The following is a 25,454-nucleotide window of genomic DNA, read 5'->3' as shown; positions in this document are numbered from 1 at the left end:
TGCGAGCTGATTGTATGGAGGTCGTTTACGCCTGTCCGGGGCAGGAGTCGCTTGTGCATCTGTTGATTGCTGCGGCGGGAAGCGGTCGGCGCATGGGTGCGGATCGCAACAAGCTGCTGCTGCCTTTGGCCGGACGCCCCGTCATTGCCTGGACCCTCGAGGCGGCCCTCCGGTCTCAGCGGATTAAGTGGATCGGGATCGTCGGCCAGGAGGTCGATCGAGAGGCCATCCTTGCGGTGCTGGACGCACCCAGCAAGCCGGTGCACTGGATCCAAGGCGGCAGCACGCGGCAGGAGTCAGTGCTTTGTGGTCTGGCGGGGTTGCCCGAGCAGGCCTGCCACGTCTTGATTCATGACGGCGCCCGTTGTCTGGCTGAACCGGAGTTGTTTGATCGCTGTGCAGCTGTGGTGGAGGACGGCACAGCGCTGATAGCTGCAACGCCGGTTAGCGACACGATCAAGCGTGTGGGATCCGACGGTTTGATTCGCGATACGCCGGATCGATCGGAGCTTTGGGCGGCGCAGACGCCGCAGGGCTTTGCCGTTGATCAGCTGCGTCGTGGCCATGCTGAGGCAGTTGCCAAGGGCTGGACGGTGACAGACGATGCGTCGTTGTACGAGCGTCTGGGTTGGCCTGTCCAGGTCTTGGATGCCGGCCCTGCCAACATCAAGGTCACAACGCCGTTTGACCTCACCGTGGCGGAGGCGGTGCTTGCTCTCAGGTCAGCAGGCTGAGCCGGCCGCTTTGCCCGTCAAGGCGTGCCATCGCCCCCATGGCCAGGGCTGCGTTGCCGGATCGGTGACCAACGGGTAGGTCCATCACCCTGGGAATTCCGAGATCGGCCGTGCGTTCCTCAAGAACCTGCTCAAGGTTGAAGCTTTCGGAAGCGTCTCTGGTTTCGTCGGCGCACCCCTCGAAATTGCCAAATCCCAGACCCGCCAAGCCCTGCAAACTGCCATTGAGCCTCCACTGAGTCAGCATCCGATCAATGCGGTAGGGGGCTTCGCCCACGTCCTCCAACACCAGAACTGCTCCTTTGAGGGGGGGCACGAAATGGCTTCCCAACAGGTGGGTGGCCACGGTCAGATTGGCCACGAGCAGGGGACCGCTCCCCACACCGCCGCCACCACCACGACCGTGCAGGTCGGGGACGGCGTTGCCGAAGAGCAGGTTGCGCAAGCGGTCACGGCTCCATTGCGGCTCCTCCGCAAGCGTTGTGAGCAAGGGGCCGTGGATCCCCCCTGCAAACCCTGCTGCCTGGCGGGCCCAGAGCAGAGCTGTCACGTCGGAAAAGCCCAGCAGCCAGCCGCTCTGCCAGTGGATCGGCTGCTCCAGCAGCCGAGCAGCCCCCCATCCACCGCGGGCGCAGGCGAGTAGCGCTGCGGGTTGGGCCGGATGCAGATCGGCATGGCGCGCGTCATCACGCCCTGCGAAGTAGCCCCAACGTCGCGCGGCCAAGGCCTGGGGTTGAACATCCAGGCCCCAGCTCTGCAGAACAGCTATGCCCTGTTGCAGCTTGATGTCGTCCTGCAGGGCTGAACTGGCGGCCACGCAGGCCACACGATCTCCAGTCCGGAGCGGTGGAGCCGGGGTGATGCGCATCAGGTTCCCCATCCCCTGGCCAGAACCAGGCCGAGCCAGAGCAGCGTCCCCGCCTGCACTTGCTGGGCAAAGTGCTTCCCGTAGGTGCCCATGGAGGCATCTTGCTTGTTTAAGGGATTGCAGCTGAGTTGCATGAAGACTGTGGCAAGCAACCAGAGAGGCCAAAACGGTGCTGGGATCTGAGCCGACCAGGCCGCAATGGCAAGGGTGATGGCTGTCGCGAGGTAGCAGCCACGCACCACAGGCACCACGCGGGATCCGAGGCTCAATGCGCTGCTGCGCAGGCCGAGGCTGGCATCGTCACGTCGATCGGCCATGGCATAGACCGTGTCGAAACCAAAGGTCCAGACCAAGGTTGCCAGCCAACTGCACACCAGGGCAGGACTCCAGCTCAAGGAGGCCGTTGCAGCGGCCCAGGGGATCAGCACCGCGAAGCCCCAGCACAGCGCCAAGATCACCTGGGGGAAGGCGAACCACCGCTTCGCTGATGGATATCCAAGGATCGGCAGTACGGCCGTGCAGGCCAACGCTAAACAGAGTCTTAGGCTGTCGGCCTGAAGACTCAGCACGACAGCCAGGCTGAGGCCAAGGAAGGTCAGCAGCAAAGCGAAGGCTGGTCCTCTCTGCAGCGCACCCCTGGCCAGAGGACGACGTTTTGTGCGTTCCACCCTGCCGTCGAACCGCTGGTCCCACAGGTCATTGGCGATGCAGCCCGCACCGCTTACTGCCATGCCCCCCAGCAGGATCTGCAGGATCAGAACAACACTTGGAGGAGCGGTTGGATTCAGCCAGAGGGCCCAGCCTGCTGGGATCAGCAGAATCAGCCGGCCGGTGGGTTTGTTCCAGCGGAGCAGTTCGATCCAGGGCTGAAGACGTGCAGAGCTGCTGATCACAATCAACGGGATTTGAAGAACCCTAGTCAGGGTCTGATGGCCTCGGCCGTCAGTGGCAGAGTGGATCCCTTGCTGCTCTGACGTTGATGCTGGATGCCGAGGCCCCAGCCCAGCCAACGGAACAGAACAACGGCGTGCCCCAGGCCGCGAATCCTGATCTGCGTCGGATCGCCGCCATAGACATCGGCACCAATTCCTTTCATCTTCTGGTGGCAGCTGTTGATCCGAAGCTGCGCACGTTTCGGATCATCCAGGCTGAAAAGGCCACCACGCGTCTGGGGGAGCGTGATTCCGAGACTGGTGAGCTGACATCGGCGGCGATGCAACGAGGGCTGGAAGCTCTGCGCCAGTTCAAAGATCTCGCCGCCAGTCACCGGGTTGAGCAGATTGTGACGGCCGCGACGAGTGCCGTTCGTGAAGCGCCCAATGGTCGCGATTTCCTCCAGACCATTCTCGACGATCTGGGGATGGAGGTGGATTTGGTCAGCGGCCCCGAGGAGGCCCGGCTGATCTACTTGGGCGTCCTCTCAGGAATGCCATTTGGAGATCGTCCGCATCTTCTGCTCGACATCGGAGGTGGCTCCACGGAACTGATCCTTGCCGATGGTCGTGATGCGCGCGCCCTCACCAGCACCCGTGTGGGGGCTGTGCGACTCCAGCGGGACTTTGTTCGAGATGATCCGATGCCCCCCCAACGTCGATCGTTTCTTCAGGCTTTCATTCAGGGGTCGCTTGAACCTGCGGTCGACAAAGTGCGTCGCAGGATCAAACCCGGTGAAACTGCTGTGTTGGTGGCCACCAGCGGCACGGCCATGGCGATTGGCTCCCTTGCTGCGAGTGAAGAGGAGCGTCCACCCCGCAAATTGCATGGCTACCGCGTCACCCGGCAGCGCCTGGACAAGGTGGTTGATCGTCTGATCAGGATGACCCCTGCGCAGCGGAGGGAGTTGGCTCCCATCAATGACCGTCGGGCCGAAATCATTGTTCCCGGCGCGCTGATCCTTCAAACCACCATGAAGATGCTGGGTGTGGAGGACTTGGTGCTGAGTGAGCGTGCGCTTAGAGAAGGGCTGATCGTTGATTGGATGCTTCGCCAGGGTCTCCTGGAAGACCGCTTCAGCTTTCAGAGCAGCATCAGGCAACGCACCGTGATTCATCAGGTGCAGCGCTTTGGGGTGAACCAGAGCAGGGCTGAACGGGTCGCCAGCCATGCCCTAATCCTCTACGACGCCACGCGAGGAGTGATGCATGACGACAGCGGCGAAGGTCGCGAACTGCTTTGGGCTGCCGCCATGCTTCATTCCTGTGGCCAGCACATCAACATCAGCGCTTACCACAAGCACACCTGGTACTTGATTCGTCATGGTGAGCTGCTGGGTTATTCCGAAGCGGAGCATCTGATGGTGGCAGCGATTGCTCGCTATCACCGCCGCAGCTTGCCGAAGAAACGCCATGAGTCTTGGCAGCTTGTAGCCACCCGAGAAAACCGTCGTTGCGTTCTTCAGATGGCCCTGCTGCTGCGCTTGGCTGCGGCCCTGGATCGCAGGCCTGAACCGGTGATTTCAGCACTCCGCATTCATGCGGTGAAGGGAACTCTGGATCTGGAAATCGTCCCTGAGCGGGTCAACCAGAACGTCAGCCTTGAGCAGTGGAGCTTGGAGAGCTGCGCTGAGGTGGTGAAGGAAGCGGTCGGGGTGAATCTGCGCGTCAGCGTTCAGGGTTGAGAGGGATCCAGCGGATGTCGTTCACAGCACCAAGTGTTCGTGTCTCTGCGTCGGGGGAACTCAGCTGGACCAGATCAGGCCGGCCGGCGTAGATCTCCACAAGATCGGGATTGTCAATCTTTCGCTCACCGTTCAGGAGCCCTTCGAATTCCACAATTCCCTCACGCCGCAAGGCGATCCAGCTGGGTTCGCTGCTGCTGATCGTGAGTCCGAGGTCTTCGGTGGATGGAGCTGGAACGATGAGGACATCGGGCTCTTTTACAACCTCGGCTAACTCGAGATCCGCCCCCCTTGGCTCAAGGCTTTGCTTGGTAGGCCTCAACCCTTGGGCGAAACGCGTCAACTCGGAGGCGTTGCTCCACACAACAAACCCAAGCCCAGCGAGCCCTGCTAAGGCCACAAGGGGAAGCGGATGGACTGTTCTTTGTTTCTGAGGGGTGATGCCCCGCGTTGTTGCCCCGTGAGGCGTCCGTTTGGGCTGGTTGGTCGTGAGGGGACCGAGGGTCTGAACCATGGCGTCAGCATCCAAACCCAGATGGGAGCTGAGTCGGCGCACCATGGCCTTGATGAACACGGGTTCAGGAAGTTCGGCTTGATCGCCGCGTTCCAGTGCTGCGAGTTGCTCCTCGCCCATGTGCATCTGGCTGGCGAGCTGATTTTGGCTCAGGCCCGCTGCAGCCCGTGCTTCGGCCAACTGTCGCCCTGCTTCACCCAGGCCTTTGGCTTTGCCTTGGTCGTCCACAAGACTCCGCTCGTTCATAGATGGGTAAGTCGACCTAGTTCAAAATTGAACCTAGGCCCATTCCACAGCGCAGTCAGCCCTTGATGAACAGCGAAGGGTTAAACGCCACCAAAAAATATGGGCGATACTGGATTCGAACCAGTGACCCCTTCCGTGTGAAGGAAGTGCGCTACCACTGTGCTAATCGCCCGCACAAAACAACTCTAAACCACCGCCTATTGGGCTTTTGGACGGAACAGGTGGTCGTGGTCAGGCGAGTAAAGACGTGAACGCTGAGGACCACCGGCGAGAGCCGGACTCACCACGTAGAGCGTTGTGCGAATCAGATTGCGTTCCCGACTTATCGCAGCCATCTCCTTGAGAGGAACCACTGTGAGCATCTGATCGGGCCAGCTCACTCGATGTCCTATGGCTACTGGCGTGTCGGCAGGGTAGTGCTCCAGAAGGGTGGCTTGCACCTTTTCAACGTGTCGTGCACTCAAATAGATGCAAAGGCTGGCGCGCAGGGCGGCCAGCCGATCCAGCTGTTCCCGTTCCGGCACGCCGGTGCGACCTCCAGCGCGACTGAGAACAATGGTCTGCACCACGCCTGGAAGGGTGAGTTCGCTAGCGAGTCCGGCGGCTGCCGCTTGGTAAGCGCTGACCCCGGGGATCACTTCGACGGGTATTTCGACGTCATTTAAGGCGCAGATCTGCTCGTTGATGGCGCTGTAAAGGGCCGTGTCTCCGTCGTGGAGTCGTACCACTCGCTTGCCCTTGCGGTGTCGATCGATCAGCAACGGGATCAGGTCTTCGAGCGTGGTCGTGCTGGTGCGGATCCGTTCGCAATCAGCCGGAGCCATATCTGCGATGGCTGGACAGACCAGGGAATCCGTCCAGATCAGCACTTCAGCCTTGTTCAGACGTTCAGCTGCACGAAGGGTGAGCAGGTCTGGAGCACCAGGGCCTGCACCGACGAAACTGACAACTTGACTCAACTGCGTTGGCCTGATGGATCAGGCAAGGGTCGCTTTCGTCCGTATAGCCACCAAAGCCCGATCATGCCCAGCGCGACCAAGGTGAAACTCATCAATTGCGCGATGCGGATTCCCCCTTCGCAAGCCGGTGGAAGCGAACCGATGCAGAGAGGATCAATGCGCAGACCTTCGATCCAGACGCGGCCGAGGCTGTACCCCACCAAATAAACGCAACTCATGGCACCCGATGGGAGGATCCCAGGAGCTTTCAGTCCGTGGCGAAAGAGCAGCACCAGCAGTCCGAAGAGCAGCATGTTCCAAATCGATTCATAGAGAAAGGTCGGGTGGAAAAACTCCGACGTGCTGTAGATCACCGGGCGGCTCTGTGTCGGAATGAACAGTTTCCACGGCAGATCAGTTGGAACCCCAAAGGCCTCTGAATTGAAGAAATTCCCCCAGCGACCGATGGCCTGTCCCAAGGCCACGGAAGGAACCAGAACGTCCAGCACATCCCAGAAGGGTTGCCGACGCCAGCGGCAGAACAGGATCAGGGTGATTGTTCCCGCCAACAAAGCACCGTGGATAGCAATCCCTCCCTCCCAGATGGCCAGGGCTTTGAGCGGGTTTGAGGCGTAGTTGTGCCACTCGAAGGCCACGTAGTAGATCCGTGCTCCGATGACGGCAAACAGCACGAGCACGGGCAGCAGATCGCTGATTAGGCCGTTTTCCAGCTTTCGAAGTTTGGCCAGGCGGCTGGAGAGGTTCAGGCCGATCAGCACGGCGGTTGCAATCAGCAGCCCGTACCAACGCAGGGGAAGGAACCAGTTTTCGGTATGAGGCAAAAATTCCCCTGGCGACTGGAAGGTCGCCAGGGGAAACAGGGCTTCAAGAGCCATAGCGATCAGACGCCCTCAGCTGCCTGAACTTTTTCGATCTGCCTCTTCTTCAGCACCAACATGATCTGAGCAAGAGCCACGGCAGCGAAGAAGGCGAGCAAGCCATAGATCCGAACGGGGTTCTGCAGAACAATTTCCGCGTCCACCTGGCCGAAGCCACCGACGTTGGGGTCGTTGGTCAGTGCGGCACCGGCTTCAATGCTGTCACCAACACTGACCAGAACTTCAGGACCAACAGGGATGGTCTCACTGACGCTGTTGCCATCAGCAGCCTTGATGCTGACCACGCTGGCGCCGTTTTCACCGGGCTCGATGGAGGCAATGGTGCCGCTGGCCGGAGCCGTGTAGACGGTGTTGTTGCTCTTCTCACCGGTGGGATACACCTGGCCACGGCCGCGGTTACCACCCACGTGGATCTGGTACTTGCCGAAGTGGATGTTGCTGTCGGTGGCGGGATCAGGGGACAGAACAGGGAAGACGATCTCTTGGTGCTCGTCACCAGGAATCGGTCCCACCAGCAGGATGTTTGGCTGGTCGTCGCTGTACTGGGTGAAGTAAACGCCTTCCGTCTCTTCCTTGATCTCATCGCTCCAGCGGTCCTGAGGAGCCAGGGTGAAGCCATCGGGAAGCATCACAACAGCTCCCACCTGCATGCCCACGTCGTTGCCGTCAGCACCGATCTCCTGAAGACCCTTTTCGTAGGGAACCTTGACGCTGGCGGTGAAGACGCTGTCGGGGAGTACCGATTGGGGAACTTCAGCTTGGGTCAGCTTTTTGGCCAGGTGGCAGTTCGCACAAACAATCTTGCCGGTGGCTTCCCGGGGGCTGTCGTAGTTCTGTTGAGCCCAGAAGGGATAGGCCCAGCTGGCAGCCGGGGCAATCAGCAGAGCCAGTCCGACGACTAGCGATCCAAGGAGAAGAGAGAGGTGACGACGCATGGGACGGTGAGGAGATGCAGGCTTAGGGAAGGGAAAGATCAGGCCCACCAGGGCTTATCACCAGTTCGGAAGTCGGTCTCGGTCCACTGGCTCATGAACACGTTGTCGTTCTCCACGCTGACGTTGGCTAGGGCCAGGGAGAGAGGAGCAGGGCCTCGGACCACCTTGCCGGTGGCGTCGTACTGACTGCCATGGCAAGGGCACATGAACTTGTTGGCACCGCTGTTCCAGGGAACGACGCAGCCGAGGTGGGTGCAGATGGCGTTGATGCCGTAGCTGCCAATGGCGTCTTCGCCTTCAACGATCAGATAGGTGGGATCACCCTTGAGGCCCTGCACCAGGCTGCGATCGCCCTCGGGGTGGCTGGAGAGCCAACCGCTGGCTGTGATCGGGTTGCCCAGCTCATCCTTGGCGCTGGTGCCACCGCCGCTGCCAGCGGCCTTGGGGGGGATGAAGTAATTCGCCACCGGGTAGAGGGCTCCCAAGGCCACACCAGTGACGGAGCCGAACGTCAGCAGATTCATGAACTGCCGACGACCCATTCCGGGCACATCGCTCGAGGAGAGTTGTGTCATGGCCGACGTTCATCCAGCTCGGATTGGCGACCATTATGGATGCTTAAGTGCCTGTCAAGCTTTGCGACGACAGGTGTCTTCCTGATCCTGCCGCTTCTGATTCTGTGCTTGAGATCGCCACTGCCGTGCCCGAGCCGCCGCTCAGCGTCGACGAGGTGATTGCCTGTCTACGCCAGCGCTGGCGGGCGACTTACGACCTTCAGCTGGTGGTTCGACGCCGTCGTTTGTACCTCCAGGTGATGTGGGCCTATCTCGAGCAACAGTCGTTTCCGATGGACCTTGAGGCCTATCGACAGCATCTCGGTGAGGTGCTGGATGTTGTGAATCGTCTTGGTTTGGCGGGTGAGGTGCGCCAATGGCTCGGTTCCACCCGTGACAAACCGCGTCTGGGTAAGGCGTTGAGTCTTCCGCTGGAGGCGACGGGGCCGGAGGCGGAAACGCTGATCAAGGAGTTTCTGGTCTGAACGATTCGGTCAGAGCCACCAGGCCGACGCCAATTAGAAACAGTGCCGTGATGGCTCCAGCTAGCAGCAGCATCGTGATGGGATCGGTGGATGGCGTCAGCACGGCTCCAGCTAGGGCTGAACCCAGCACAACCCAGCGCCAGGCTCCAAGCATCGGCCTCCATCGCACCAGCCCCAGAGCCCCGAGGAGCAGCTGCAACACAGGGAGCTGAAACGACAGCCCGGTGGCCAACATCAGCAGAAGAACAAAATCCAGATAACGCTCGATTGACCAAAGTGGCTCCACCACATCGGCGCCGTAGCTCACCAGAAAACGCAGGGCGGCCGGCACCAGGGCCCACCAGGCAAAGGCCAGGCCAACCATGAATAGAACCGCGGAGCCGGCGACGGCAGGTGCAATCAAGCGTCGTTCGCGGATCGTCAGGCCCGGCAGCACGAATGCCAGGATCTGAAACAGCACATAGGGCAGGGCCAGGGTGAGTCCGGCGTAGCCGGCAACCTTCAGCGAGACAAATAAAAACTCGCCCGGCGCAAGTTGAAGAAAATGGATGCCGCTGGCTGGCGCTTCCAGCAAGCGCACCAGCGGTTTGACCCCCAGCAGACAGGTCAGCGCTGCAATGACAACGGCCAGCAAGCTGCGCAGAACCCGTTGACGCAGTTCCTCAAGGTGATCCACCAGAGGCATCTCCACCTCATTGGGTAAATCGGCATCGCCAGGTGCCCTCCCAATGCGAATGGGTGGTGGTGGTTGCAGAGCTGGGGGGCCTTCGGGGCGCTCAGACACGGACGCGGGTCGGGCGGCGCAACAGGTCAGCCCGAATGTGGGCTCAGGCTAGGTGTAAGCAGCCGTTCTTCCGCGCCCTGGGGATCCCCCCAGCGGATTTCAGCCTGTCCATGACGCACGGTGCCTGGTCCGGCACCGGGAATTCGCTGCAGCTGATCGGTGGGCACCATCACCACCGCCACCCGCGTGTTGCCCCGAGCGCGACTGAAATAGGCCGCCAGATCTGTTGCCATTGCCAGGTCTGATTCCTCGGCCAGCCCATTGGAGCTCTTCAACACCACATGACTCCCTGGGCATTCCTGGGCGTGAAACCAGAGGTCACCACTGCGGGCCTGGCGCAGCGAGATCCAGTCGTTCTGCCGGTGGTTCCGCCCCACCTGAACCTTGAGGCCTCCCGGAGTGGTCAGTTCCAGCGGCATGGGCTGGTTCCGTTGATGCTGGTGTCTTGTGTTGCGACGGCGTTCCTTGGGCTGCAGCAGCTCATCGAGTTCCTCCCGCAGATCATTCAGGGCGGAGAGGCGTGCTGGGCAGTCCTGCCAGGTTGCGCTCAGTTGATCCTCGATGAAGGTTTCACTCTCGTTGATCAGCTCAAGACGTCGCTGATGGTGCTTCAGCCGCTGCTCAAGGATCGGGCGTGATCTCCGTAGTTTTTTGGCCCGGCGATAGAGCGACTGGGCTTCATCGATCTGGTCGCGGCTTGGGTTGCCGAGGCAAAGGAGAGCGTCCGCCTGGCTTTGAAGGGCTCCGTGCCCTTCGGTGGCGTTCAGGCGCTGGCGTTGGTCCTCCTGGGCGGCCTGTTCTTTGCTGCGCCAACGCTCTAGGCGTTGACGCAGGTCATGGTTGACCCGTGCCAGGGCACGTTGCTCTTGGCATTGCTGGTGCAGGGATCCCAGCGTGAGAGCCAGAGCGAGTTGTGGATGCACTTCGGTAGTGGTAGCTCCCCAGACCCTGTAACGACCGTCGTTCTCCACCACAAGGGCGAACTGTTCGCTCTCGAGCTGCTCCAACCAGAGAGACCAACGCTCAAAGAGGTGGGCCCACTGGCTGGCAACCAGGCTGTCCACCGGGGTGTTCAAGTGGTCTCCGGCGAGCTGTCCAGCAAGGGCTGGGCTGATCCCCTGATAGGTCTGCTGAAAGGCCTTGCGCAGGGGGGTCGGGACGAGAGAGAGCCGCTCCTTCCAGCGTTCAAAGACCTCCGTTCGATCCGGTGCCAACCCCTGAAGCATTGGGGGTTGGCTGTAGGAATCACCGGTGGAGAGAGGGCGCACGCGGGACTGATGGTCCCGGACCTGGCGGCCTAGAGCAATGATGTTGCGTTCCTCATCGAGGAGCAGCAGGTTGCTGTGCCGTCCCATCAGCTCCAGCACGAGCACCCGCTGGATCGGTTCCCCAGGGCGTTGGGCAAACCGGAATTCCACCACCCGTTCAAAGCCGCTCTGGTGAAGCTCTACAAGAGCCAGCTGGCGGAGGCTGTGTTGCAACTGTTGCGCGAAGGTGCTGCCGCTGCCGCTGCGCGGGGGAGGGTTGACCTCCACCAGCCGAGGTGCTTCTGCTTGCCAACTCAGTTCCAGCCACACCATCCCCTTGAGGCTGCGGCATCCCAGTTGAATCGTTGCCGGGTCCGGTTGTTGGGCCTTTTCGAAACGGCTTGGTACCAGCTTTGGACGCAGATCCCAGAGCACCGCGCGAAGCGTGGTGAGATCCATTGGCTGCAGGCTGGGGGAGGCGATCACCTGGAGCACCGGGCGGGGCATTAGGGCTTCCTACTCTGCTGACCCACGCAGACGCCGCGATGTCCACCAGTGGAAAGCTCACCTTGATCACCGGCCCCAGTGGAGTCGGCAAGGGAACCCTGGTGAACCAGCTGCTGGAGCGCCATCCCCAGATCTGGCTGTCGGTGTCAGCCACCACCCGTTCTCCGCGTCAGGGGGAGCAGGACGGCATCAACTACTTCTTCCACAGCCGTGCGGGGTTTGAGGCCTTGGTGGAGCAGGAAGGTTTTCTCGAGTGGGCGGAATTCGCGGGAAATTGCTATGGCACACCCCGAGGTCCTGTGGAGGAACAAATGACGGCGGGGCGCCCCGTGCTTTTGGAGATTGAGTTGGAAGGTGCCCGCCAGGTGCGTCGCAGTTTCCCGGATGGCTTTCAGATTTTTCTGGCTCCCCCCAGCTTTGAGGAATTGGAGTGCCGGATCCGCGGTCGCGGCACCGATTTGGAGGAGGCCATTCAGCGCCGCTTGACTCGCGCTCGAGAGGAACTCAAGGCTCAACATGAATTCGACGCCGTCGTGATCAACGACGATCTCGAATCAGCGTTGAACCAGGTGGAGATGCTGATGGGGCTGGGATAACGCGGAGCTGATCTTGGCAACGCGATGCAGGCAAAAAAAAGGAACCCGAAGGTTCCCTTTGGTGATGTTGACAACCCGTGTCTCACATCGGGTGGAAGAGAAGATCGGGGAAGAAGCGGTTCCACTCGATCAGGATTCCTGCGGTGGCTGTGAACCAGATGGCTGCAACCACTGGAGCTGCGGTCAGAAACTTGTTCATTGTTGAGGGGGCAATGGTTGAAGTCGTATAAATCAGCGCGGTGAAACAGTCACCTTGCTGTCGTCTTCGAGCAGCTTTCCGCTGGTGAATTCACCGAAGGCAGCGAGCGGCCAGGTAGCGGCAGCCAGAAGGCTCTTGAACGCAATGCTGCGATCGATGAAAATTTCGTACTGGGCAGCAGTCTTGCCGCGGGTTGCTTTCAGATACTCACGACCGGCCCAGCCGATGCAGCCGGCGACGTACAAGAACATGATCCCGGGATAGACAAAATCACCGGCATGGCTCCAGCGGCCATCGACGATCAAGTGGGGAAGACCATCTTCACCACAGGAGGCCTGGCTGTACATCTCGAAGCGGGCTTTGGCCTGAGGCGTTGAAGCGGCAGCGGCACGCTGCTGGAAGCGGGCGCTTTCAGAACAAGGTGTCAGGCCAGCCACATCCGCCTTGGCGACGGGGGCGAAGCCGAACACCAGGAGTGCTGAAAGCACGACGGCGAAGAGACGACGCATCGGAACGATTCCTCTGAACGGTGCCCCGAAAGGGCAAGATGTCACAAGTCGGAGAGTAGGAGAGGCGCATCGCTCAGATGCATGCAGTGCTTGCCCTCGAAACAAGTTGTGACGAGTCTGCGGCTGCGGTCCTGCGACGTCACGCTGATGGACGAATCGACGTTCTGGCGTCGCGGATTGCCTCCCAGGTCGAGGAGCATGCCCTTTGGGGTGGTGTGGTGCCTGAAATCGCCTCGCGTCGTCACGTCGAGGCCCTGCCTGGGCTGGTCGAGGCCGTTGTTAACGAGGCGGGTTTCGCTTTAGGGCAGCTGGATGCCATAGCGGCAACGATCACTCCAGGCCTGGCCGGGGCTCTGATGGTGGCGTCGGTTACCGGCCGCACCCTTGCCGCACTGCATCAGCGCCCCTTCCTCGGCATCCATCATCTGGAAGGCCATCTGGCCTCGGTGATGCTTGGAGACGTTCCACCGCAAGCGCCTTATTTGGTGCTGCTGGTGAGTGGAGGCCATACCGAGCTGATCCTGGTGGCTGACGACGGGGGGATGACGCGTTTAGGCCGAAGCCATGACGATGCCGCTGGAGAAGCTTTCGACAAGGTGGCGCGCCTGCTCGGTCTGGGATACCCCGGAGGCCCTGCCATCCAGGCTGTTGCCGATAGGGGTGATGCAACGCGCTTCCGCCTGCCCAAGGGGCGAATTTCATTGCCGGGTGGTGGGTTTCACCCTTACGACTTTTCTTTCAGTGGCCTGAAGACAGCCATGCTTCGCACCGTGGAAACACTGCGGCAGACCAGCGATCCGCTGCCTCTTGCCGATCTGGCCGCCAGTTTCGAACAGGTGGTGGCAGATGTTCTGGTGCAACGCAGCCTCCGCTGCGCTGAAGACAATGGAGTTCAGCAACTGGTGATGGTTGGCGGCGTCGCAGCGAACCGTCGCCTGCGCCAATGCATGCTCGAACAGGGGAAGCAGCGGGGCATAGCCGTCTCCATCGCTCCCCTGGCCTTCTGCACCGACAACGCTGCAATGATCGGAGCTGCGGCTTTGCTGCGTCTTGGCCAGAACACGGCTTCCACCTCTCTTGAATCCGGAGTTGCAGCACGCTGGCCCTTGGATCAGGCCAATGCCCTTTACACATCAGACCCACCTTTTTAAAGAGCCTTTTAGGCTTGAGAGAACTGTTCGGTCTCTGCGTCGTGGATCAACCGGAAACCAGATCAGATCCTCCGGAGCCCGTGGAGGCACAAGACCTAAACGCCTGGAAGCGGGGCTTTACTCCGCAGGCCGAAATCTGGAACGGCCGTCTGGCGATGATCGGCCTCTCCGCAGGGATCGCTGTCGTTCTTTTGGTGCGTGTGTTCAGCGGTGGCTGATCAGCTTCGGCCCCGCAGGGCCTGGGCCAGCTCGTTGGGTTTGGGGCTGACGGCAACAGCCTGTGCGCCCTCAATGCGATCTTCCTCCACTAGGGCAAACAGCGATTGATTGGTGGTCACCATCCCATCGAACTCGCTGCGTTCCAAGATTTCTTCAACCTCATCGAGCGCCCCCCGCTGGATGTAGTTCTTGCAGGCATCGGTGTTGTTCAGGATGTCGTGATACGCCGCCCGTTTTCTGTCCTTTGTCTTGATCAACCCCTGGGCGATCATCCCCAGCAGCGACTCGGACAACAAACGGCGCACACTCTCCTGTTCCTCTGGTGAATAGATGTCGAGGACTCGCTCCACGGTTTTTACCGCTGAATTGGTGTGCAGCGTCCCGAACACCAGGTGGCCGGTCTGGGCCGCTTCGAGGGCCGTAGAGAGGGTTCCCTGATCTCGGATTTCGGCCACCAATCACATCAGGGTCTTCGCACAGGGCGGCCTTCAGGGCGTTGTGGGATTTGAGGGTGTGCAATCCAACTTCCTGGTGCCGAATGAGGGACTTGCGGCTCTCATGCACGAACTCGACAGGATCCTCGATCGTGAGGATGTGGCGTGCCTCGTTGCGGTTGATCCAGTCGATCATGGCCGCGAGGGTTGTGCTTTTGCCGGAGGCGGTCGGTCCGGTCACCAGGATCAGTCCCTTCGGCAGGGCCGCGAGGCTCTGCAGCACGTTGGGGAGATGCAGCTGCTCGATGGTGAGGATCGTCTGCGGAATTAGGCGCAGCACCATGGCCGGGCCTCGCAGTGAATCCATCAGGTTGATGCGCACGCGCACTAAGGGGAATGCATGGGAGCCGTCGAATTCCTTGTCGCGGTTGAAGCCATCGATCTCTTGTGGCGTCAGGATTTCCTGGAGCCATCCCTGAAAGACCTCGGCGCGGGTCACTGGCCATTCCGTGCTTTGCATGTCTCCCCGTGCGCGGTTTCGAGGTGCTTCTCCAACCCCCAGGTGGACATCGGAATGGCCAGCCTCATGGGCGATCTGAACGATCTCCTCGAGGCTTGGCGAGCCATCTGCAGCTGATCTGGGCGCCGGGTTTTGAACCTCCCGGGATCGTTCTGAGGTATGGGCGGAGGTTGGGCGCGGCGGGAAGCTGGGGGAAAAACCGGCTGAGCCACGTTGATGGCGAGAGATCTTTCATCAGGATCGTCTCGATGCTGGGACTGGCAAGGATTTCTCACTGTTCTCTCCGGGTTGACGCCCGTAAACTCCTGCGGTCCGTCTGGATGGAATGGCTGAACAGCCCCGCGTCACGATCGTTCTGGGAACGCGTCCAGAGGCGATCAAGCTGGCTCCGGTCATCCGGACGTTTCAAGCCTGTGATGCATTGCAGACCCGTGTCGTCCTGACCGGTCAGCACCGCGAAATGGTGGGCCAGGTGATGGATCTGTTCCATCTTCATGCGGATCAGGATCTCAATCTGATGGCACCCCGTCAGACCCTGACGCATGTCACCTGTGCTGCGCTGCAAGGGCTGCGGGAAGACTTCCAGGCCTATCTGCCGCAGTTGGTCCTGGTGCAGGGCGACACCACCACGGCGTTTGCAGCTGGTTTGGCTGCGTTTTACGAGCAGATCCCGGTTGGCCATGTGGAGGCCGGTCTGCGCACCGACAATCTTCTGGATCCCTTCCCGGAAGAAGCCAACCGTCGGCTTCTCTCCCAGATCGCGACTCTTCATTTCGCGCCGACGGCTAAGGCGGAATCCAACCTGAAAGCATCCGGGGTGGTCGGGGAGATTTCCGTGACCGGCAACACCGTGATCGATGCGTTGTTATTGATGGCGGAATCGGCGCCGGATGTTCGCTTTGATGGCCTCGACTGGGATCAACAGAGGGTGATCCTCGCCACGGTGCATCGGCGTGAAAACTGGGGTGAGCGTCTGCACGACATCGCTGCAGGAATGCTGAAGGTGCTTGAGCGCTACCCCGACACGGCGCTCCTGCTGCCGATGCATCGCAACCCGACGGTGCGAGAACCGCTGCAGGCCCTGCTTGGAAGCCATCCCCGTGTCGTTCTGACCGAACCTCTGGACTACGACCGTCTCGTCGCAGCGATGAAAGGTTGCTGCCTGTTGCTCACCGATTCTGGTGGTCTCCAGGAGGAGGCCCCTGCGCTAGGCAAACCCGTACTGGTTCTACGGCGAACCACAGAGCGGCCGGAGGCCGTTGATGCGGGAACAGCCCGGCTTGTGGGCACTGATCCCAATGTGATCCTGGAAGAGACCTCGCGGCTGCTTGGGGATGCCACGGCCTATCAAGACATGTCCCGCGCCGTTAACCCCTTCGGCGATGGTCACGCCAGCGAGCGCATCCTTGAGCGTTGTCGCCGACAGCTCGGGGTCTGAAGCGTCCCTTAGCAGCGATGGCTGTTACCGCTGGTGGCTGCGGCGCTGCCTGGGTACAGGCGAAGGGTGCCTGATCTTCGTGGGTCTAAATCCCTCGAGAGCTGATGGCCAGCGTGATGATCCGACCCTGCGCCGTTTGATCGGCTTCGCCAGGCAATGGGGATATCGGGAGTTGCTGGTGCTGAATCTGTTCGCTCGGATCTCGCCGTCTCCGGCGGCACTGCTGCGGGTGAAGGACCCCATCGGTGAGCAGAACGACGCGATCTTGAACTGCTGGTTCAACCACTGGTCCCGGACATCTGGGGTTGATCTCTGGTGTGGATGGGGGGCGAGGGGGGCGCGATGGCACCGGGCTCAGCTGCTTCTTGGTGACATTCAGCGTTTGCTGCCGCAACGCCGACGCTCTGTTCCCGACTCGCCGCAACCACTGATGCTGGGTCAGACGGCCTCGGGGCAACCGCGCCATCCGCTGTATGCCCCGCGCAACACCTGTCTTCGCCCTTTTCTCTGGGCAGACCCGGAACCGATCCGTCATCCTGTGGGGACCGTGATGGGTGTCTTTCCGCGCTGATGTCCCGTACGCCCCGTCGTTACGCCGTCCATCTCCACCTTGTGGGAGGCCAAACCGAATGGGTGTTTTTTCCGAAACTCGAGATCTTCCAGGAGTGGCACCAAGGGGTGGTCAATGCCGAGAACCAGGGCGGTTTCGTCAACGTTCCCCTCAGTGATCTGGAGGGCGAGTATCTGGTTGTACGCCCCCAATCCGTGATCGGCGTGCGCGTGGAACCTCAGTTCTCCTCTGTCGATGACGCCTGAGCGTCTGGGCCTCCTCTGGGGCGTCACGGTCTCCTCGGGTGCTGCGGCCCGTTTTCTGGCAGCCAAGTCGGAATTTCCTGGGGTGGTGTTGCTGCTCCTGTCGGGGCTGCTGATCGGTCGCTCTGGTTTGGGTTGGGTGGAACCCCTTGATCTCGGATCCGGGCTTGGAACCGTTGTGGGTCTTCTCGTCAGCCTGGTGCTGTTCGACGGCGGACTGAATCTGCGTCTGCCTGGAGACACGATCAAGGCCACGGTGCAGCGCATCGCAGCCCTGCGTCTGTTGATCTCCCTGGGAGGCGGTCTGTTGGCGGCCCATTGGCTTGCCGGCCTCAGCTGGTCGCTTGCGGCTGTGTTCAGTGCCATTGTGCTGGCCACTGGGCCAACAGTGGTCACTCCTCTGGTGCGTCAGATTCGGCTCGCACCTCCTCTGGGCGAAGTCCTGGAGGCTGAGGGACTGGTGCTTGAGCCCATTGGCGCCGTTTTAGCCCTGCTGCTGTTGGAGCTTGTCCTTGGCAACCTGCACGGCTGGCGTGAGGTGATGCTCGGCCTGCTGTATCGATTGGGCGGTGGAGTGCTGATTGGCGCGAGCGTCGGCTGGCTGCTGTCTGAGCTGCTGCGACGGCTCAAACCCGATCAGTTGAAGGGGCTCCCGCTGCAGCTCAGTTTGGGTTTGCTGTTTCTGATGTATGGCGTCAGTGAGTGGCTGCTGCCGGAATCCGCTCTGCCTGCTTCGGTGGCGGCGGGCATCGTCGTCGGTCGACGTCCAGGCCCCCACACCGCTGAATTGGATGGCTTGATTCAGGAACTGGCGCAGTTGGCGATCACCATGCTGTTTCCACTGCTGGCCGCTGACGTGTCCTGGGCTGAACTCAGTCCGCTGGGTTGGGGCGGCATCCTCTGTGTGCTGTCGTTGATGCTCGTGGTGCGTCCGATTGGCGTGGGTTTAGCCACCATCGGACTGCCCTTCAAGCTTGAGCAACGGCTGTTTCTGGGGTGGCTCGCGCCGCGAGGCATCGTCACCGCTGCGGTGGCCTCTCTTTTCGCGATTCGTTTGGAGCAAGCCGGCATCCTTGGGGCTGGACGCCTTCAGGGGTTGGTGTTCCTGACCATCCTGATGACCGTCGGCCTGCAGGGCCTCACAGCCCAGCCATTGGCTCGGGCTCTGGGCCTAGTCCAAACTGTCGATAACGAGCCTGCCTCAGCCGAGGCAGCGGCGCAGTCGCGGCAGGTCCTCACCGATTCGGGCCAGCAGTGACCATGTTGTGATCAGATCGGGCCCTTGAAGACGCCCCAGCAGAGCGGCGCGCAGGGACTTCATCACAACCCCTTTCTTCACACCGGCTGCTTTGGCGGCATCCCCCAGCCAAGCCTTGGATTGATCGACGTCGCTGCCATCCCAAGGGTCGTTCTCGAGACGCTGAAGCAGGTCGGCAATGGCTGCTTGAGCTCCTTCGACCGCGAGTTGCTCGAGCGCATCCTCCTGGAGGCCCGGACGATCAAAGAACGGTTCCGCCTGATCGGCACCATCTTTGAGCAGGGTGAGGGAGGGGCCCAGCAAGGCACAGAGGTCGAGGCACCAGCTGGTGTCGCTGGGAGGAGTCCAACCGCGTTCGGCCCAGAGGGGCGTTAGCTCCTCTAGAAGATGTTCCGCCGTCCACCCATGCAGAACCTGGGCATTCAGCCAGTTGAGCTTGTCCCAGTCGAAACGCGCTCCGGCTTTGTTGACCCGATCGAAACCAAAGACGGCTGCGGCCTCACGCAAGCTAAACCGTTCCTCCATGCCCTCCGGCACGGACCACCCCAGCAAGGTCATGTAGTTGGCGATGGCGTCAGGGGTGTAGCCCATGGCGCGGAAGTCGTTGATGGAGGTCACCCCATCCCGTTTGGAGAGCTTGCGACCCTCGGCATTGAGGATGAGAGGGGCATGGGCAAAAGTCGGCAAGGTAAGGCCCAGCGCTTCATAGAGGAGCAGCTGCTTGGCGGTGTTGGCAATGTGATCTTCACCGCGGATCACATGGGTGATCTTCATCGCGGCGTCATCCACCACCACAACAAGGTTGTAGAGGGGGTCGCCGATTTGATCAGCCGGGGCATGACGGGCAATCACCATGTCACCGCCAAGGTCAGAGCCTCGCCAGCTCATGGCCCCACGCACTAGATCATTCCAGCGAATTTCGGCAGCGTCATCAATGCGAAAGCGGATCACCGCTTCGCGGCCTTCTGCCTGAAAAGCCTGCTCCTGCTCGGGCGTCAGGGTCCTGTGGCGGTTGTCGTAGCGCGGCGCTTGATTGGCCGCTTTCTGCGCATCGCGCATGGCCGTGAGTTCCGTTTCGCTGGCGTAGCAGCGGTAGGCCAATCCCCGATCGAGCAGGGTCTGTATCGCTTCACGATGCTGCACCACCCGTTCGCTCTGGATGACGGGTTCCTCGTCCCACTTGATCCCGAGCCAGTGCAAGCCTTCGAGAATGTTCTGGGTGTACTCGGGCTTGGACCGCTCTTTGTCGGTGTCTTCAATGCGCAGCACGAACGCCCCTTGCTCGTGCTTGGCATACAGCCAGTTGAAAACAGCCGTTCGCGCCGTTCCAATATGAAGCGTGCCCGTTGGGCTGGGGGCCAGTCGAACGCGCACCATCGTGGCTTTTGGTGGTAAGAACGGGACCGACGGGATTCGAACCCGCAACTTCCGCCGTGACAGGGCGGTGCTCTAACCGGTTGAACTACGGTCCCAGACCTGATTCAGAACTCGCGAGACGCGCTCCGAAGAATCTGACCTGTATCGCCTGCGCGACCTGATCAGTATCAACTGTTGCCCTGCCCTACGTCAACAACTGAGCCCTGGATCAGCCTTGAATTGTCTTCCAAGTGCTGCCATAAAAAAATTCCCGGCGACAACGTCGCCAGGAATTGAGGGAAGCATCGGCACATGACCGAGTCCTCAATGAGTCAGGGACGGAATCCCGCAGGTTCGATGAGCCGAACCTGATTGCCGCGGGCGGTGAATTCACGTCCTTGATCACTTTGAACGACCACACGGCCGCCGGACTTGACGCGTATCACTCGGGCACGGACCCAGCCAAGGGCGGCTGACTCCAACACCTTCACAACATCACCAGGTTGAAGATCCAACTCCATGCTCAGAACCGGGAAACTGCACGAGGGGAACATCGGACGCGCCGTGGAGGACTCGAACCCCCGACATCAGGTTTTGGAGACCTGCGTTCTACCAACTGAACTAACGGCGCAAGGCGATGTACCCCTCAGCCAACGTTGAAATTGGCAACTGATTGAACGAGGTCGAAACCTCAGCGATCGAAGCGCTGCTTCACGCGGGTGGCCTTGCCCACCCGTTCCCGCAGATAGAAAAGCTTCGCCCTGCGCACCTTACCGCGCCGTTCCACCTTGATGGAAGCCACTTGGGGGCTATGCAGCATGAACACCCGCTCAACGCCGATGCCCTGGAAGATCCGGCGCACGGTGATGGTCTGGTTGAGACCGCCATGGCGCTTGGAAATCACCACGCCCTCGTAGGGCTGAACACGCTCCTTGTTGCCTTCGCTTATGCGAACACCAACGCGCACGGTGTCGCCCACGTAGATCTCAGGAAGATCATCTTTCTGCTGAGCTGACTCAAAGGAGCGAATCAGAGCCTCGGGGCTCAGTTTTTTGGCAGTAGCACTGGAAGCCTTGCTGGGCTTCGCCGCTGTGGCCTCAGGTGCTGTTTCCACAGCCGTTTCGGTGTTCTCGTCGGTCACCGCTGTGTCCTTCGAATCGGCTGCCATCCCAGCTCCGCGTTGTATCGCCAAACTACGAGTGTACCTTTCGACGCCATTGCTCCATCAGGAGTCCTACTCCTGTGATCAGCATCCACAGCAGCCCGATGGCATTGAGAAGAACGACGACCGGTTCCAGCGTGGAACCGAGCCATTCCCCTTCGTGCACCACCATTAACCAGTGAACCTGTTCCCGGCTGGCTCCAAACCAGTCCCGGGCTAGGCGGTAACTGACTCCGGAGAACACCGTCACTAGCAAAGGCGCCAGAACGAAAGGTGCAACGCTTCGGTGCAGTTCGCGCAAGCGCACAAGCAGCGACATGACCGGCATCAATTCGGTTGCTCTTGATAGCGTGACGGATATTGGGTTGAGTCATGAATCTCTTTGCTGATCTTCTGGCATCCACCCAGGCAGCGCAGGGGCAGGTGACGGCGACGGGCCCTCGCATTCAGAAGCGTCGCGGTGTTGAGATCAAATCAGCCCGTGAAGTGAAGATCATGCGTCAGGCCAGCCACATCGTCGCCACCGTGCTGCGGGAGGTGATGGGAATGGTGGAACCGGGCCAGACAACTGGAGATATCGATGCCTATGCCGAAAAACGCATTCGAGAGATGGGGGCGACTCCAAGTTTCAAGGGATATCACGGCTTTCCGGCCAGCATTTGCGCCAGCATCAACAACGAAGTGGTGCACGGTATTCCTAGTTCGAAGCGTGTGATCCGCCATGGCGATCTGCTGAAGGTGGATACCGGCGCCTACTTCGAGGGGTACCACGGCGACAGCTGTATCACGATCTGCGTTGGAGATGTGCCCCAGGAAGCACAGACTTTGAGCCGGGTTGCCAAGGAAGCCTTGATGGCTGGTTTGAGCCAGGTCAAAGCAGGCAACACCCTGCTCGACATTGCTGGAGCCGTTGAAGACCACGTCAAGGCCAACGCTTTCAGTGTTGTGGAGGATTACACCGGCCACGGTGTCGGCAGAAACCTGCACGAAGAACCTTCCGTGTTCAATTTCCGCACTGACGAGCTTCCCAACGTCACCTTGCGTCCAGGCATGACCCTGGCGATTGAGCCCATTCTCAATGCCGGCAGCAAGGCCTGCCGCACGCTGCGGGATCAATGGACCGTTGTGACCCGCGATGGCTCTCTATCGGCGCAGTGGGAGCACACCGTTCTCGTCACCAGTGATGGATGCGAAATCCTCACTGATCGGGGCGACTGAGGATCCGGCTATAGACCCGCCGTCCAAGCTCGGTCAGGGGCGTTAACACATAGGTCAGTGGGTTTGGCGTCACGATCACAAGGCGAAAGCCCCAGCTCGCCTGGCGCAGTATCTGGGCTGCGACGAAATCGGCGCTCATCAACCCAATCGGATTGAGTGATGAGCGAAAGGGTCCGAGCACCAGCTTGCGAAGGATCAAGGCTTCACGGCCTGAGTCATCGAGTACCGCACCGCGGATGCTCACCAGCTGTCCCAGCATCCGCTTGGTGAGTTCATACACAGGACTTACGGCAGGCTGGATTTCAGCCTCCGAGGTGTTGATCCACACCTCCCTCGCATCGCCCTGAGGCGATGCTCTGCTGATGGCCTCAAATCGCTGCATCAGCCGCCAGCTGCTCAAGGTGTTGATCTCCAGCGCCTGATTGATTACCTCAGGACTCTGGTCGCCTTGAGGATTGATCCCATGGTTCAAGACCAGAACATCGATCTCCGCCAGATCGGTATCCAAGCTGACTTCGTCTCCGCAGCTCCAGCTCACCCAACGGTGTGGGCCATCTGCTTGCTCTGGCGGTGTGGAACCGTGGGTGAAACCGATCACGTGGGCGCCTGCGGCACGGAAGCATCGAGTCAGGGCTGCTCCAAGGGCTCCACGAGCGCCTGTGATGCCGATCCGTTTTCCGTGGAAGGGGGACTGGGCCATGGGGCCAGCTTGGGGCATCCTTGAAACGAGCGGAGCAAGAATCAAGCACCAGCTGTGTCAGATGCCGCCCAACTGGTTTTGTTCGCTCCTTACTGCGGTGGTGTTAGTCGTGAGCAGAATCTCCCCGCAGCCCTGCAGATCCTGAGCTGCGGGGAGCTGAAGGGGCGGCGTCCAGTTGCCGGAATTGATGGATACCCATTTGAACTCCGCTGGCACGGGGTCGCTGCGCCAATGGAGAGGCTGGACTGCCAGCTTCGTTTTCCCGGTCATTCCGAGGGGGATGTTGATTTCGTCGTCAGCTCCCATCAGCTGGTGGCCTGGCTTATGGATCGTTCCCATCTGCAGCCATCGGAGCCGGATCTGCCCGATGGGTTCAGGCAGTGGTTGTTGATGGAGCGCGGAGATGCGCCTGAACAGGCCTAGATTCAGCGGTGACAGGCATCACCTCCATGGGAACGACACTGTTGATCGGATCGTGTGAGCCGTTCAGTGGGAAGTCGGCCCTCGTTCTTGGAATTGCCCAGCAGCTTGCCCGTGCCGGACAGCAGATCCGGTTCGGAAAGCCCCTGGCCACAAGCCTGGATTGGGATCCGAACCAGGGCCCGTTGCCTCAACCTCTCATCGACGACGACGTTCGCTTTGTTGGTGAAACGCTGAATCTGCCGCCTGAACGTCTGATTCCTTCGATGCATCTGCTGTCGCCGACAACAGCTGCCCAGCGCCTTGGCCAGGGCGAGTTGGATGCCGGCCAGGGTTTCGCGGAGCTTCGTCAGCGCATTCAGGCTGACGAAGGACTCACCCTCTTGGAATGTGCGGGAAGCCTCCAGGAGGGATTGCTGTACGGCCTCAGCCTTCCGCAGCTGGCGACAGGTCTGGATGCCAAGGTCGTGTTGGTGCACCTCTGGCAGGACAGCCGCAGCGTGGATGCGCTGCTGGCGGCCAAGCAGACCCTGGGCGACCGCCTGGTTGGAGTGGTGCTCAACGCTGTCACGCCAGAGGAGGTCGAAAGCTTGGAGCGTCAGGTGGTTCCTGCCCTGCAGGGCCTGGGCCTGCAGGTGTTCGGCGTTATGCCCCGTTCCCCGTTGCTGCGCAGCGTCACGGTTGGTGAGTTGGTGCGGCGGCTGAATGCCCGGGTGATTTGCTGCCAGGAACGGCAGGAACTGTTGGTGGAAACCCTGAGCATCGGGGCGATGAATGTGAATTCGGCCATGGAATTCTTCCGAAAACGACGCAACATGGCTGTGGTGACTGGGGCTGATCGCACCGACATCCAGTTGGCTGCTCTTGAGGCATCAACCCAATGTTTGATCCTTACTGGGGCAGGGGAACCTCTTCCTCAATTGATCAATCGCGCTGAAGAATTGGACGTGCCCTTGCTCAAGGTGGAGCACGACACCCTGGCCACGGTGGGCGTGATTGAGCAGGCGTTTGGTCATGTGCGCTTGCATGAAGCAGTGAAGGCCACCTACGCCTTCCGTCTTGTGGAAGAGCACTGCAAGCTTGATCAGCTCTTCAATTCATTGAATCTGACGGTTCAGCACGCCTGATGATTGCTAGCTTTCGATGAAATCAGGCGGCGGATTTTCCTTGGGTCAGTCACTGGATCTGCCAGCTCTTGATCGGGTTGACACCCTTGCGCAGGAACTAGCTCTTCTGCAGGACAAAAGCGAACGAAGGATCGCCATTCTCGGTAGCCGTCATGTGCCTGTTGTGGCGGTTCACCTGATCGAATTGGTAGCCCGCTCACTGGTTCAAGAAGGCCATTCCCTGATTACATCAGGATCTCAGGGGGTGAATGCTGCCGTAATTCGCGGGTGCCTGGTGGTGGATCCCTCCAAACTCACTGTCCTCTTGCCCCAGAGCCTCGATCGACAGGTGCCTGAAATTCGAGATCTCCTGGATCGGGTGTTGCACCTTGTGGACAAGCCCGAGCAGGACGACCTGCCTTTGCCGATGGCCAGCAGTTTGTGCAATCAAGAGATCATCAACCGCTGTGATCAGTTGATCTGTCTCGCATTTCACGACAGCGAAACACTTCTGGCGAGTGCACGAACTGCGGAGGACATGGGAAAGGTGGTGAGCCTTCTGTACTTCGACTGATCAGCCTGCAGCGCTGATCACGGCCCGAAGTCCTTCCACGTAGCAGATGCCAACGGCAGTAACCCCGGTGGCCCAGCAGAGTCCCCTCAGTGGTGGGACGTTGCCGACGTAGGCGAATAGATAAACGAAACGGATGCCTGGCCAGATCCACGCTGCCGTTATGGCCGTGGGGCTACTGACTCCGCTGATCAGACACAACAGCATTGCCGGTGCCCCCAGGGTTAGCGCTTCCCAGCTGTTTTCCTGTGCCCACACGGCGCGTTGCCCGAAGGCGGGCAGCCGTTCAAACATCGCCCGAGGTGCCTGAAGATCAGCCAAGGTGAAGTCGGCTTTGGCTCGTCCGGCACCGGTGAGCACGATGCTCACCATCACGACGGCTCCCATCAGGCAGAGGGCCCAGGCAAACACAGGAGTCATGACATCCGATCAGTCCTGGGGACCCTAACGGGCTCG

The 25,454-nt window shown here is 60.5% G+C and carries 32 protein-coding genes, 3 tRNA genes and 1 pseudogene; 14 read left to right on the top strand and 22 right to left on the bottom strand.

Features of this window, described 5'->3' with window-relative positions; genetic code table 11:
- The first annotated feature begins 53 nt into the window (after nt 1-53).
- A complete protein-coding gene (gene ispD / locus FZX09_RS07205) occupies nt 54-734 on the top strand; it encodes a 2-C-methyl-D-erythritol 4-phosphate cytidylyltransferase (protein WP_226401677.1) in 681 nt (226 codons plus the stop codon).
- On the opposite strand, the gene FZX09_RS07200 is transcribed toward ispD, so the two are convergent.
- Genes FZX09_RS07200 through FZX09_RS12060 form a run of 3 tightly spaced genes read right to left on the bottom strand, consistent with a single transcriptional unit; the run spans nt 718 to nt 2,698 of the window.
- On the bottom strand, nt 718-1,602 hold the full coding sequence (locus tag FZX09_RS07200) for an LD-carboxypeptidase (protein ID WP_226401553.1): 885 nt from the start codon (nt 1,600-1,602) through the stop codon (nt 718-720). The genes ispD and FZX09_RS07200 overlap by 17 nt on opposite strands.
- Nucleotides 1,602-2,495: a 4-hydroxybenzoate polyprenyltransferase gene (locus tag FZX09_RS07195; RefSeq protein WP_226401551.1), complete on the bottom strand. Its 894-nt coding sequence runs from the start codon at nt 2,493-2,495 to the stop codon at nt 1,602-1,604. The genes FZX09_RS07200 and FZX09_RS07195 overlap by 1 nt, the downstream gene beginning before the upstream one ends.
- A gap of 26 nt (nt 2,496-2,521) precedes the next feature.
- Nucleotides 2,522-2,698, bottom strand: a complete 177-nt coding sequence (locus FZX09_RS12060) for a hypothetical protein (RefSeq protein ID WP_226401549.1) — start codon at nt 2,696-2,698, stop codon at nt 2,522-2,524.
- Between the two features lie 6 nt (nt 2,699-2,704).
- Here FZX09_RS12060 and FZX09_RS07185 point away from each other — a divergent pair, with 6 nt between their 5' ends.
- On the top strand, nt 2,705-4,219 hold the full coding sequence (locus tag FZX09_RS07185; protein WP_226401547.1) for a Ppx/GppA phosphatase family protein: 1,515 nt from the start codon (nt 2,705-2,707) through the stop codon (nt 4,217-4,219).
- Here the strand turns inward: FZX09_RS07185 and FZX09_RS07180 are convergent.
- From FZX09_RS07180 to petC, 6 genes are all read right to left on the bottom strand, one after another.
- Complete coding sequence (locus FZX09_RS07180) at nt 4,203-4,979, bottom strand: RodZ family helix-turn-helix domain-containing protein (RefSeq protein WP_226401545.1); 777 nt, start codon at nt 4,977-4,979, stop codon at nt 4,203-4,205. The two genes, FZX09_RS07185 and FZX09_RS07180, sit on opposite strands and share 17 nt — an antisense overlap.
- 100 nt (nt 4,980-5,079) lie before the next feature.
- A tRNA-Val gene (locus tag FZX09_RS07175) sits at nt 5,080-5,151 on the bottom strand.
- A 25-nt stretch (nt 5,152-5,176) separates the two neighbouring features.
- Complete coding sequence (gene cobM / locus FZX09_RS07170; RefSeq protein WP_226401543.1) at nt 5,177-5,938, bottom strand: precorrin-4 C(11)-methyltransferase; 762 nt, start codon at nt 5,936-5,938, stop codon at nt 5,177-5,179.
- Nucleotides 5,935-6,813 (bottom strand): prolipoprotein diacylglyceryl transferase, encoded by an 879-nt coding sequence (gene lgt / locus FZX09_RS07165; RefSeq protein WP_226401541.1) that lies wholly within the window; start codon nt 6,811-6,813, stop codon nt 5,935-5,937. Before lgt ends, cobM begins: the two co-directional genes overlap by 4 nt.
- Nucleotides 6,814-6,818: 5 nt before the next feature.
- A complete protein-coding gene (gene petA / locus FZX09_RS07160; protein WP_226401675.1) occupies nt 6,819-7,751 on the bottom strand; it encodes a cytochrome f in 933 nt (310 codons plus the stop codon).
- 38 nt (nt 7,752-7,789) lie between these two features.
- Entirely contained in the window at nt 7,790-8,326 is a 537-nt protein-coding gene (gene petC / locus FZX09_RS07155) for a cytochrome b6-f complex iron-sulfur subunit (RefSeq protein WP_226401539.1), read from the bottom strand.
- A gap of 104 nt (nt 8,327-8,430) precedes the next feature.
- Here petC and FZX09_RS07150 point away from each other — a divergent pair, with 104 nt between their 5' ends.
- On the top strand, nt 8,431-8,790 hold the full coding sequence (locus FZX09_RS07150) for a DUF3067 family protein (RefSeq protein WP_226401538.1): 360 nt from the start codon (nt 8,431-8,433) through the stop codon (nt 8,788-8,790).
- Here FZX09_RS07150 and tatC read toward each other — a convergent pair.
- Both tatC and FZX09_RS07140 read right to left on the bottom strand, forming a co-directional pair.
- Entirely contained in the window at nt 8,771-9,475 is a 705-nt protein-coding gene (gene tatC / locus FZX09_RS07145; protein ID WP_226401673.1) for a twin-arginine translocase subunit TatC, read from the bottom strand. The two genes, FZX09_RS07150 and tatC, sit on opposite strands and share 20 nt — an antisense overlap.
- 125 nt (nt 9,476-9,600) lie before the next feature.
- Nucleotides 9,601-11,328 carry an NFACT family protein gene (locus tag FZX09_RS07140; RefSeq protein WP_226401537.1) on the bottom strand — a complete coding sequence of 576 codons (1,728 nt, stop codon included), beginning with the start codon at nt 11,326-11,328 and terminating at the stop codon, nt 9,601-9,603.
- 38 nt (nt 11,329-11,366) lie between these two features.
- Between FZX09_RS07140 and gmk the strand changes: the two genes are divergently transcribed.
- Nucleotides 11,367-11,924, top strand: a complete 558-nt coding sequence (gene gmk, locus FZX09_RS07135) for a guanylate kinase (protein WP_226401536.1) — start codon at nt 11,367-11,369, stop codon at nt 11,922-11,924.
- A gap of 82 nt (nt 11,925-12,006) precedes the next feature.
- Here gmk and psaJ read toward each other — a convergent pair whose 3' ends face one another.
- Complete coding sequence (gene psaJ, locus FZX09_RS07130; RefSeq protein ID WP_006850741.1) at nt 12,007-12,123, bottom strand: photosystem I reaction center subunit IX; 117 nt, start codon at nt 12,121-12,123, stop codon at nt 12,007-12,009.
- A 32-nt stretch (nt 12,124-12,155) separates the two neighbouring features.
- Entirely contained in the window at nt 12,156-12,632 is a 477-nt protein-coding gene (locus tag FZX09_RS07125) for a Photosystem I reaction center subunit III (RefSeq protein ID WP_226401535.1), read from the bottom strand.
- 77 nt (nt 12,633-12,709) lie between these two features.
- Here FZX09_RS07125 and tsaD point away from each other — a divergent pair, with 77 nt between their 5' ends.
- Nucleotides 12,710-13,783, top strand: a complete 1,074-nt coding sequence (tsaD, locus tag FZX09_RS07120) for a tRNA (adenosine(37)-N6)-threonylcarbamoyltransferase complex transferase subunit TsaD (RefSeq protein ID WP_226401534.1) — start codon at nt 12,710-12,712, stop codon at nt 13,781-13,783.
- 41 nt (nt 13,784-13,824) lie between these two features.
- Entirely contained in the window at nt 13,825-14,001 is a 177-nt protein-coding gene (locus FZX09_RS07115) for a chlorophyll a/b-binding protein (protein ID WP_226401533.1), read from the top strand.
- On the opposite strand, the pseudogene FZX09_RS07110 reads toward FZX09_RS07115, so the two are convergent.
- Nucleotides 14,002-14,998 (bottom strand): annotated as a pseudogene (locus FZX09_RS07110) (type IV pilus twitching motility protein PilT).
- 283 nt (nt 14,999-15,281) lie between these two features.
- Here FZX09_RS07110 and wecB point away from each other — a divergent pair.
- The 4 genes from wecB to FZX09_RS07090 are packed head-to-tail and all read left to right on the top strand — an operon-like array spanning nt 15,282 to nt 18,465.
- Nucleotides 15,282-16,394: a non-hydrolyzing UDP-N-acetylglucosamine 2-epimerase gene (wecB, locus tag FZX09_RS07105; protein WP_226401532.1), complete on the top strand. Its 1,113-nt coding sequence runs from the start codon at nt 15,282-15,284 to the stop codon at nt 16,392-16,394.
- Entirely contained in the window at nt 16,363-16,965 is a 603-nt protein-coding gene (locus FZX09_RS07100) for a DUF1643 domain-containing protein (protein WP_226401513.1), read from the top strand. The genes wecB and FZX09_RS07100 overlap by 32 nt, the downstream gene beginning before the upstream one ends.
- Entirely contained in the window at nt 16,965-17,210 is a 246-nt protein-coding gene (locus FZX09_RS07095) for a hypothetical protein (protein ID WP_226401500.1), read from the top strand. The genes FZX09_RS07100 and FZX09_RS07095 overlap by 1 nt, the downstream gene beginning before the upstream one ends.
- Entirely contained in the window at nt 17,200-18,465 is a 1,266-nt protein-coding gene (locus FZX09_RS07090) for a sodium:proton antiporter (protein WP_226401499.1), read from the top strand. Before FZX09_RS07095 ends, FZX09_RS07090 begins: the two co-directional genes overlap by 11 nt.
- Here the strand turns inward: FZX09_RS07090 and gltX are convergent.
- The 6 genes from gltX to FZX09_RS07060 form a co-directional block, all read right to left on the bottom strand.
- The gene (gene gltX, locus FZX09_RS07085; RefSeq protein WP_226401498.1) at nt 18,409-19,842 is read right to left on the bottom strand and encodes a glutamate--tRNA ligase; all 1,434 of its coding nucleotides are present in this window, start codon (nt 19,840-19,842) and stop codon (nt 18,409-18,411) included. The two genes, FZX09_RS07090 and gltX, sit on opposite strands and share 57 nt — an antisense overlap.
- Nucleotides 19,843-19,863: 21 nt before the next feature.
- Nucleotides 19,864-19,937: transfer RNA gene (locus FZX09_RS07080), tRNA-Asp, on the bottom strand.
- A gap of 216 nt (nt 19,938-20,153) precedes the next feature.
- Nucleotides 20,154-20,342: a hyperconserved protein Hcp gene (locus FZX09_RS07075; RefSeq protein WP_006043540.1), complete on the bottom strand. Its 189-nt coding sequence runs from the start codon at nt 20,340-20,342 to the stop codon at nt 20,154-20,156.
- Between the two features lie 37 nt (nt 20,343-20,379).
- Nucleotides 20,380-20,452: transfer RNA gene (locus FZX09_RS07070), tRNA-Trp, on the bottom strand.
- Nucleotides 20,453-20,512: 60 nt separating this feature from the next.
- Nucleotides 20,513-20,989: a 50S ribosomal protein L19 gene (rplS, locus tag FZX09_RS07065; RefSeq protein ID WP_226401497.1), complete on the bottom strand. Its 477-nt coding sequence runs from the start codon at nt 20,987-20,989 to the stop codon at nt 20,513-20,515.
- A 25-nt stretch (nt 20,990-21,014) separates the two neighbouring features.
- A complete protein-coding gene (locus tag FZX09_RS07060) occupies nt 21,015-21,302 on the bottom strand; it encodes a PepSY domain-containing protein (protein ID WP_226401671.1) in 288 nt (95 codons plus the stop codon).
- A gap of 53 nt (nt 21,303-21,355) precedes the next feature.
- Here FZX09_RS07060 and map point away from each other — a divergent pair, with 53 nt between their 5' ends.
- Complete coding sequence (map, locus tag FZX09_RS07055) at nt 21,356-22,201, top strand: type I methionyl aminopeptidase (RefSeq protein ID WP_226401496.1); 846 nt, start codon at nt 21,356-21,358, stop codon at nt 22,199-22,201.
- On the opposite strand, the gene FZX09_RS07050 is transcribed toward map, so the two are convergent.
- Nucleotides 22,182-22,919 (bottom strand): SDR family oxidoreductase, encoded by a 738-nt coding sequence (locus FZX09_RS07050; protein ID WP_226401495.1) that lies wholly within the window; start codon nt 22,917-22,919, stop codon nt 22,182-22,184. The two genes, map and FZX09_RS07050, sit on opposite strands and share 20 nt — an antisense overlap.
- Before the next feature lie 36 nt (nt 22,920-22,955).
- Here FZX09_RS07050 and ebsA point away from each other — a divergent pair, with 36 nt between their 5' ends.
- Genes ebsA through FZX09_RS07035 form a run of 3 tightly spaced genes read left to right on the top strand, consistent with a single transcriptional unit; the run spans nt 22,956 to nt 25,001 of the window.
- Nucleotides 22,956-23,324 carry a type IV pilus biogenesis protein EbsA gene (gene ebsA, locus FZX09_RS12055; protein WP_370624204.1) on the top strand — a complete coding sequence of 123 codons (369 nt, stop codon included), beginning with the start codon at nt 22,956-22,958 and terminating at the stop codon, nt 23,322-23,324.
- Nucleotides 23,325-23,350: 26 nt separating this feature from the next.
- Complete coding sequence (locus FZX09_RS07040) at nt 23,351-24,448, top strand: phosphotransacetylase family protein (RefSeq protein ID WP_226401493.1); 1,098 nt, start codon at nt 23,351-23,353, stop codon at nt 24,446-24,448.
- A 16-nt stretch (nt 24,449-24,464) separates the two neighbouring features.
- Nucleotides 24,465-25,001: a DNA-protecting protein DprA gene (locus tag FZX09_RS07035; protein ID WP_226401492.1), complete on the top strand. Its 537-nt coding sequence runs from the start codon at nt 24,465-24,467 to the stop codon at nt 24,999-25,001.
- On the opposite strand, the gene FZX09_RS07030 is transcribed toward FZX09_RS07035, so the two are convergent.
- Nucleotides 25,002-25,418, bottom strand: coding sequence for an MAPEG family protein (locus FZX09_RS07030; RefSeq protein ID WP_226401491.1), 417 nt, complete (start codon nt 25,416-25,418; stop codon nt 25,002-25,004).
- Between the last annotated feature and the right edge of the window lie 36 nt (nt 25,419-25,454).

It is taken from the genome of Synechococcus sp. MU1643 (genome assembly GCF_020514095.1).
Lineage (GTDB): Bacteria > Cyanobacteriota > Cyanobacteriia > PCC-6307 > Cyanobiaceae > Parasynechococcus.
This window is presented reverse-complemented; position numbering and strand designations above follow the sequence as displayed.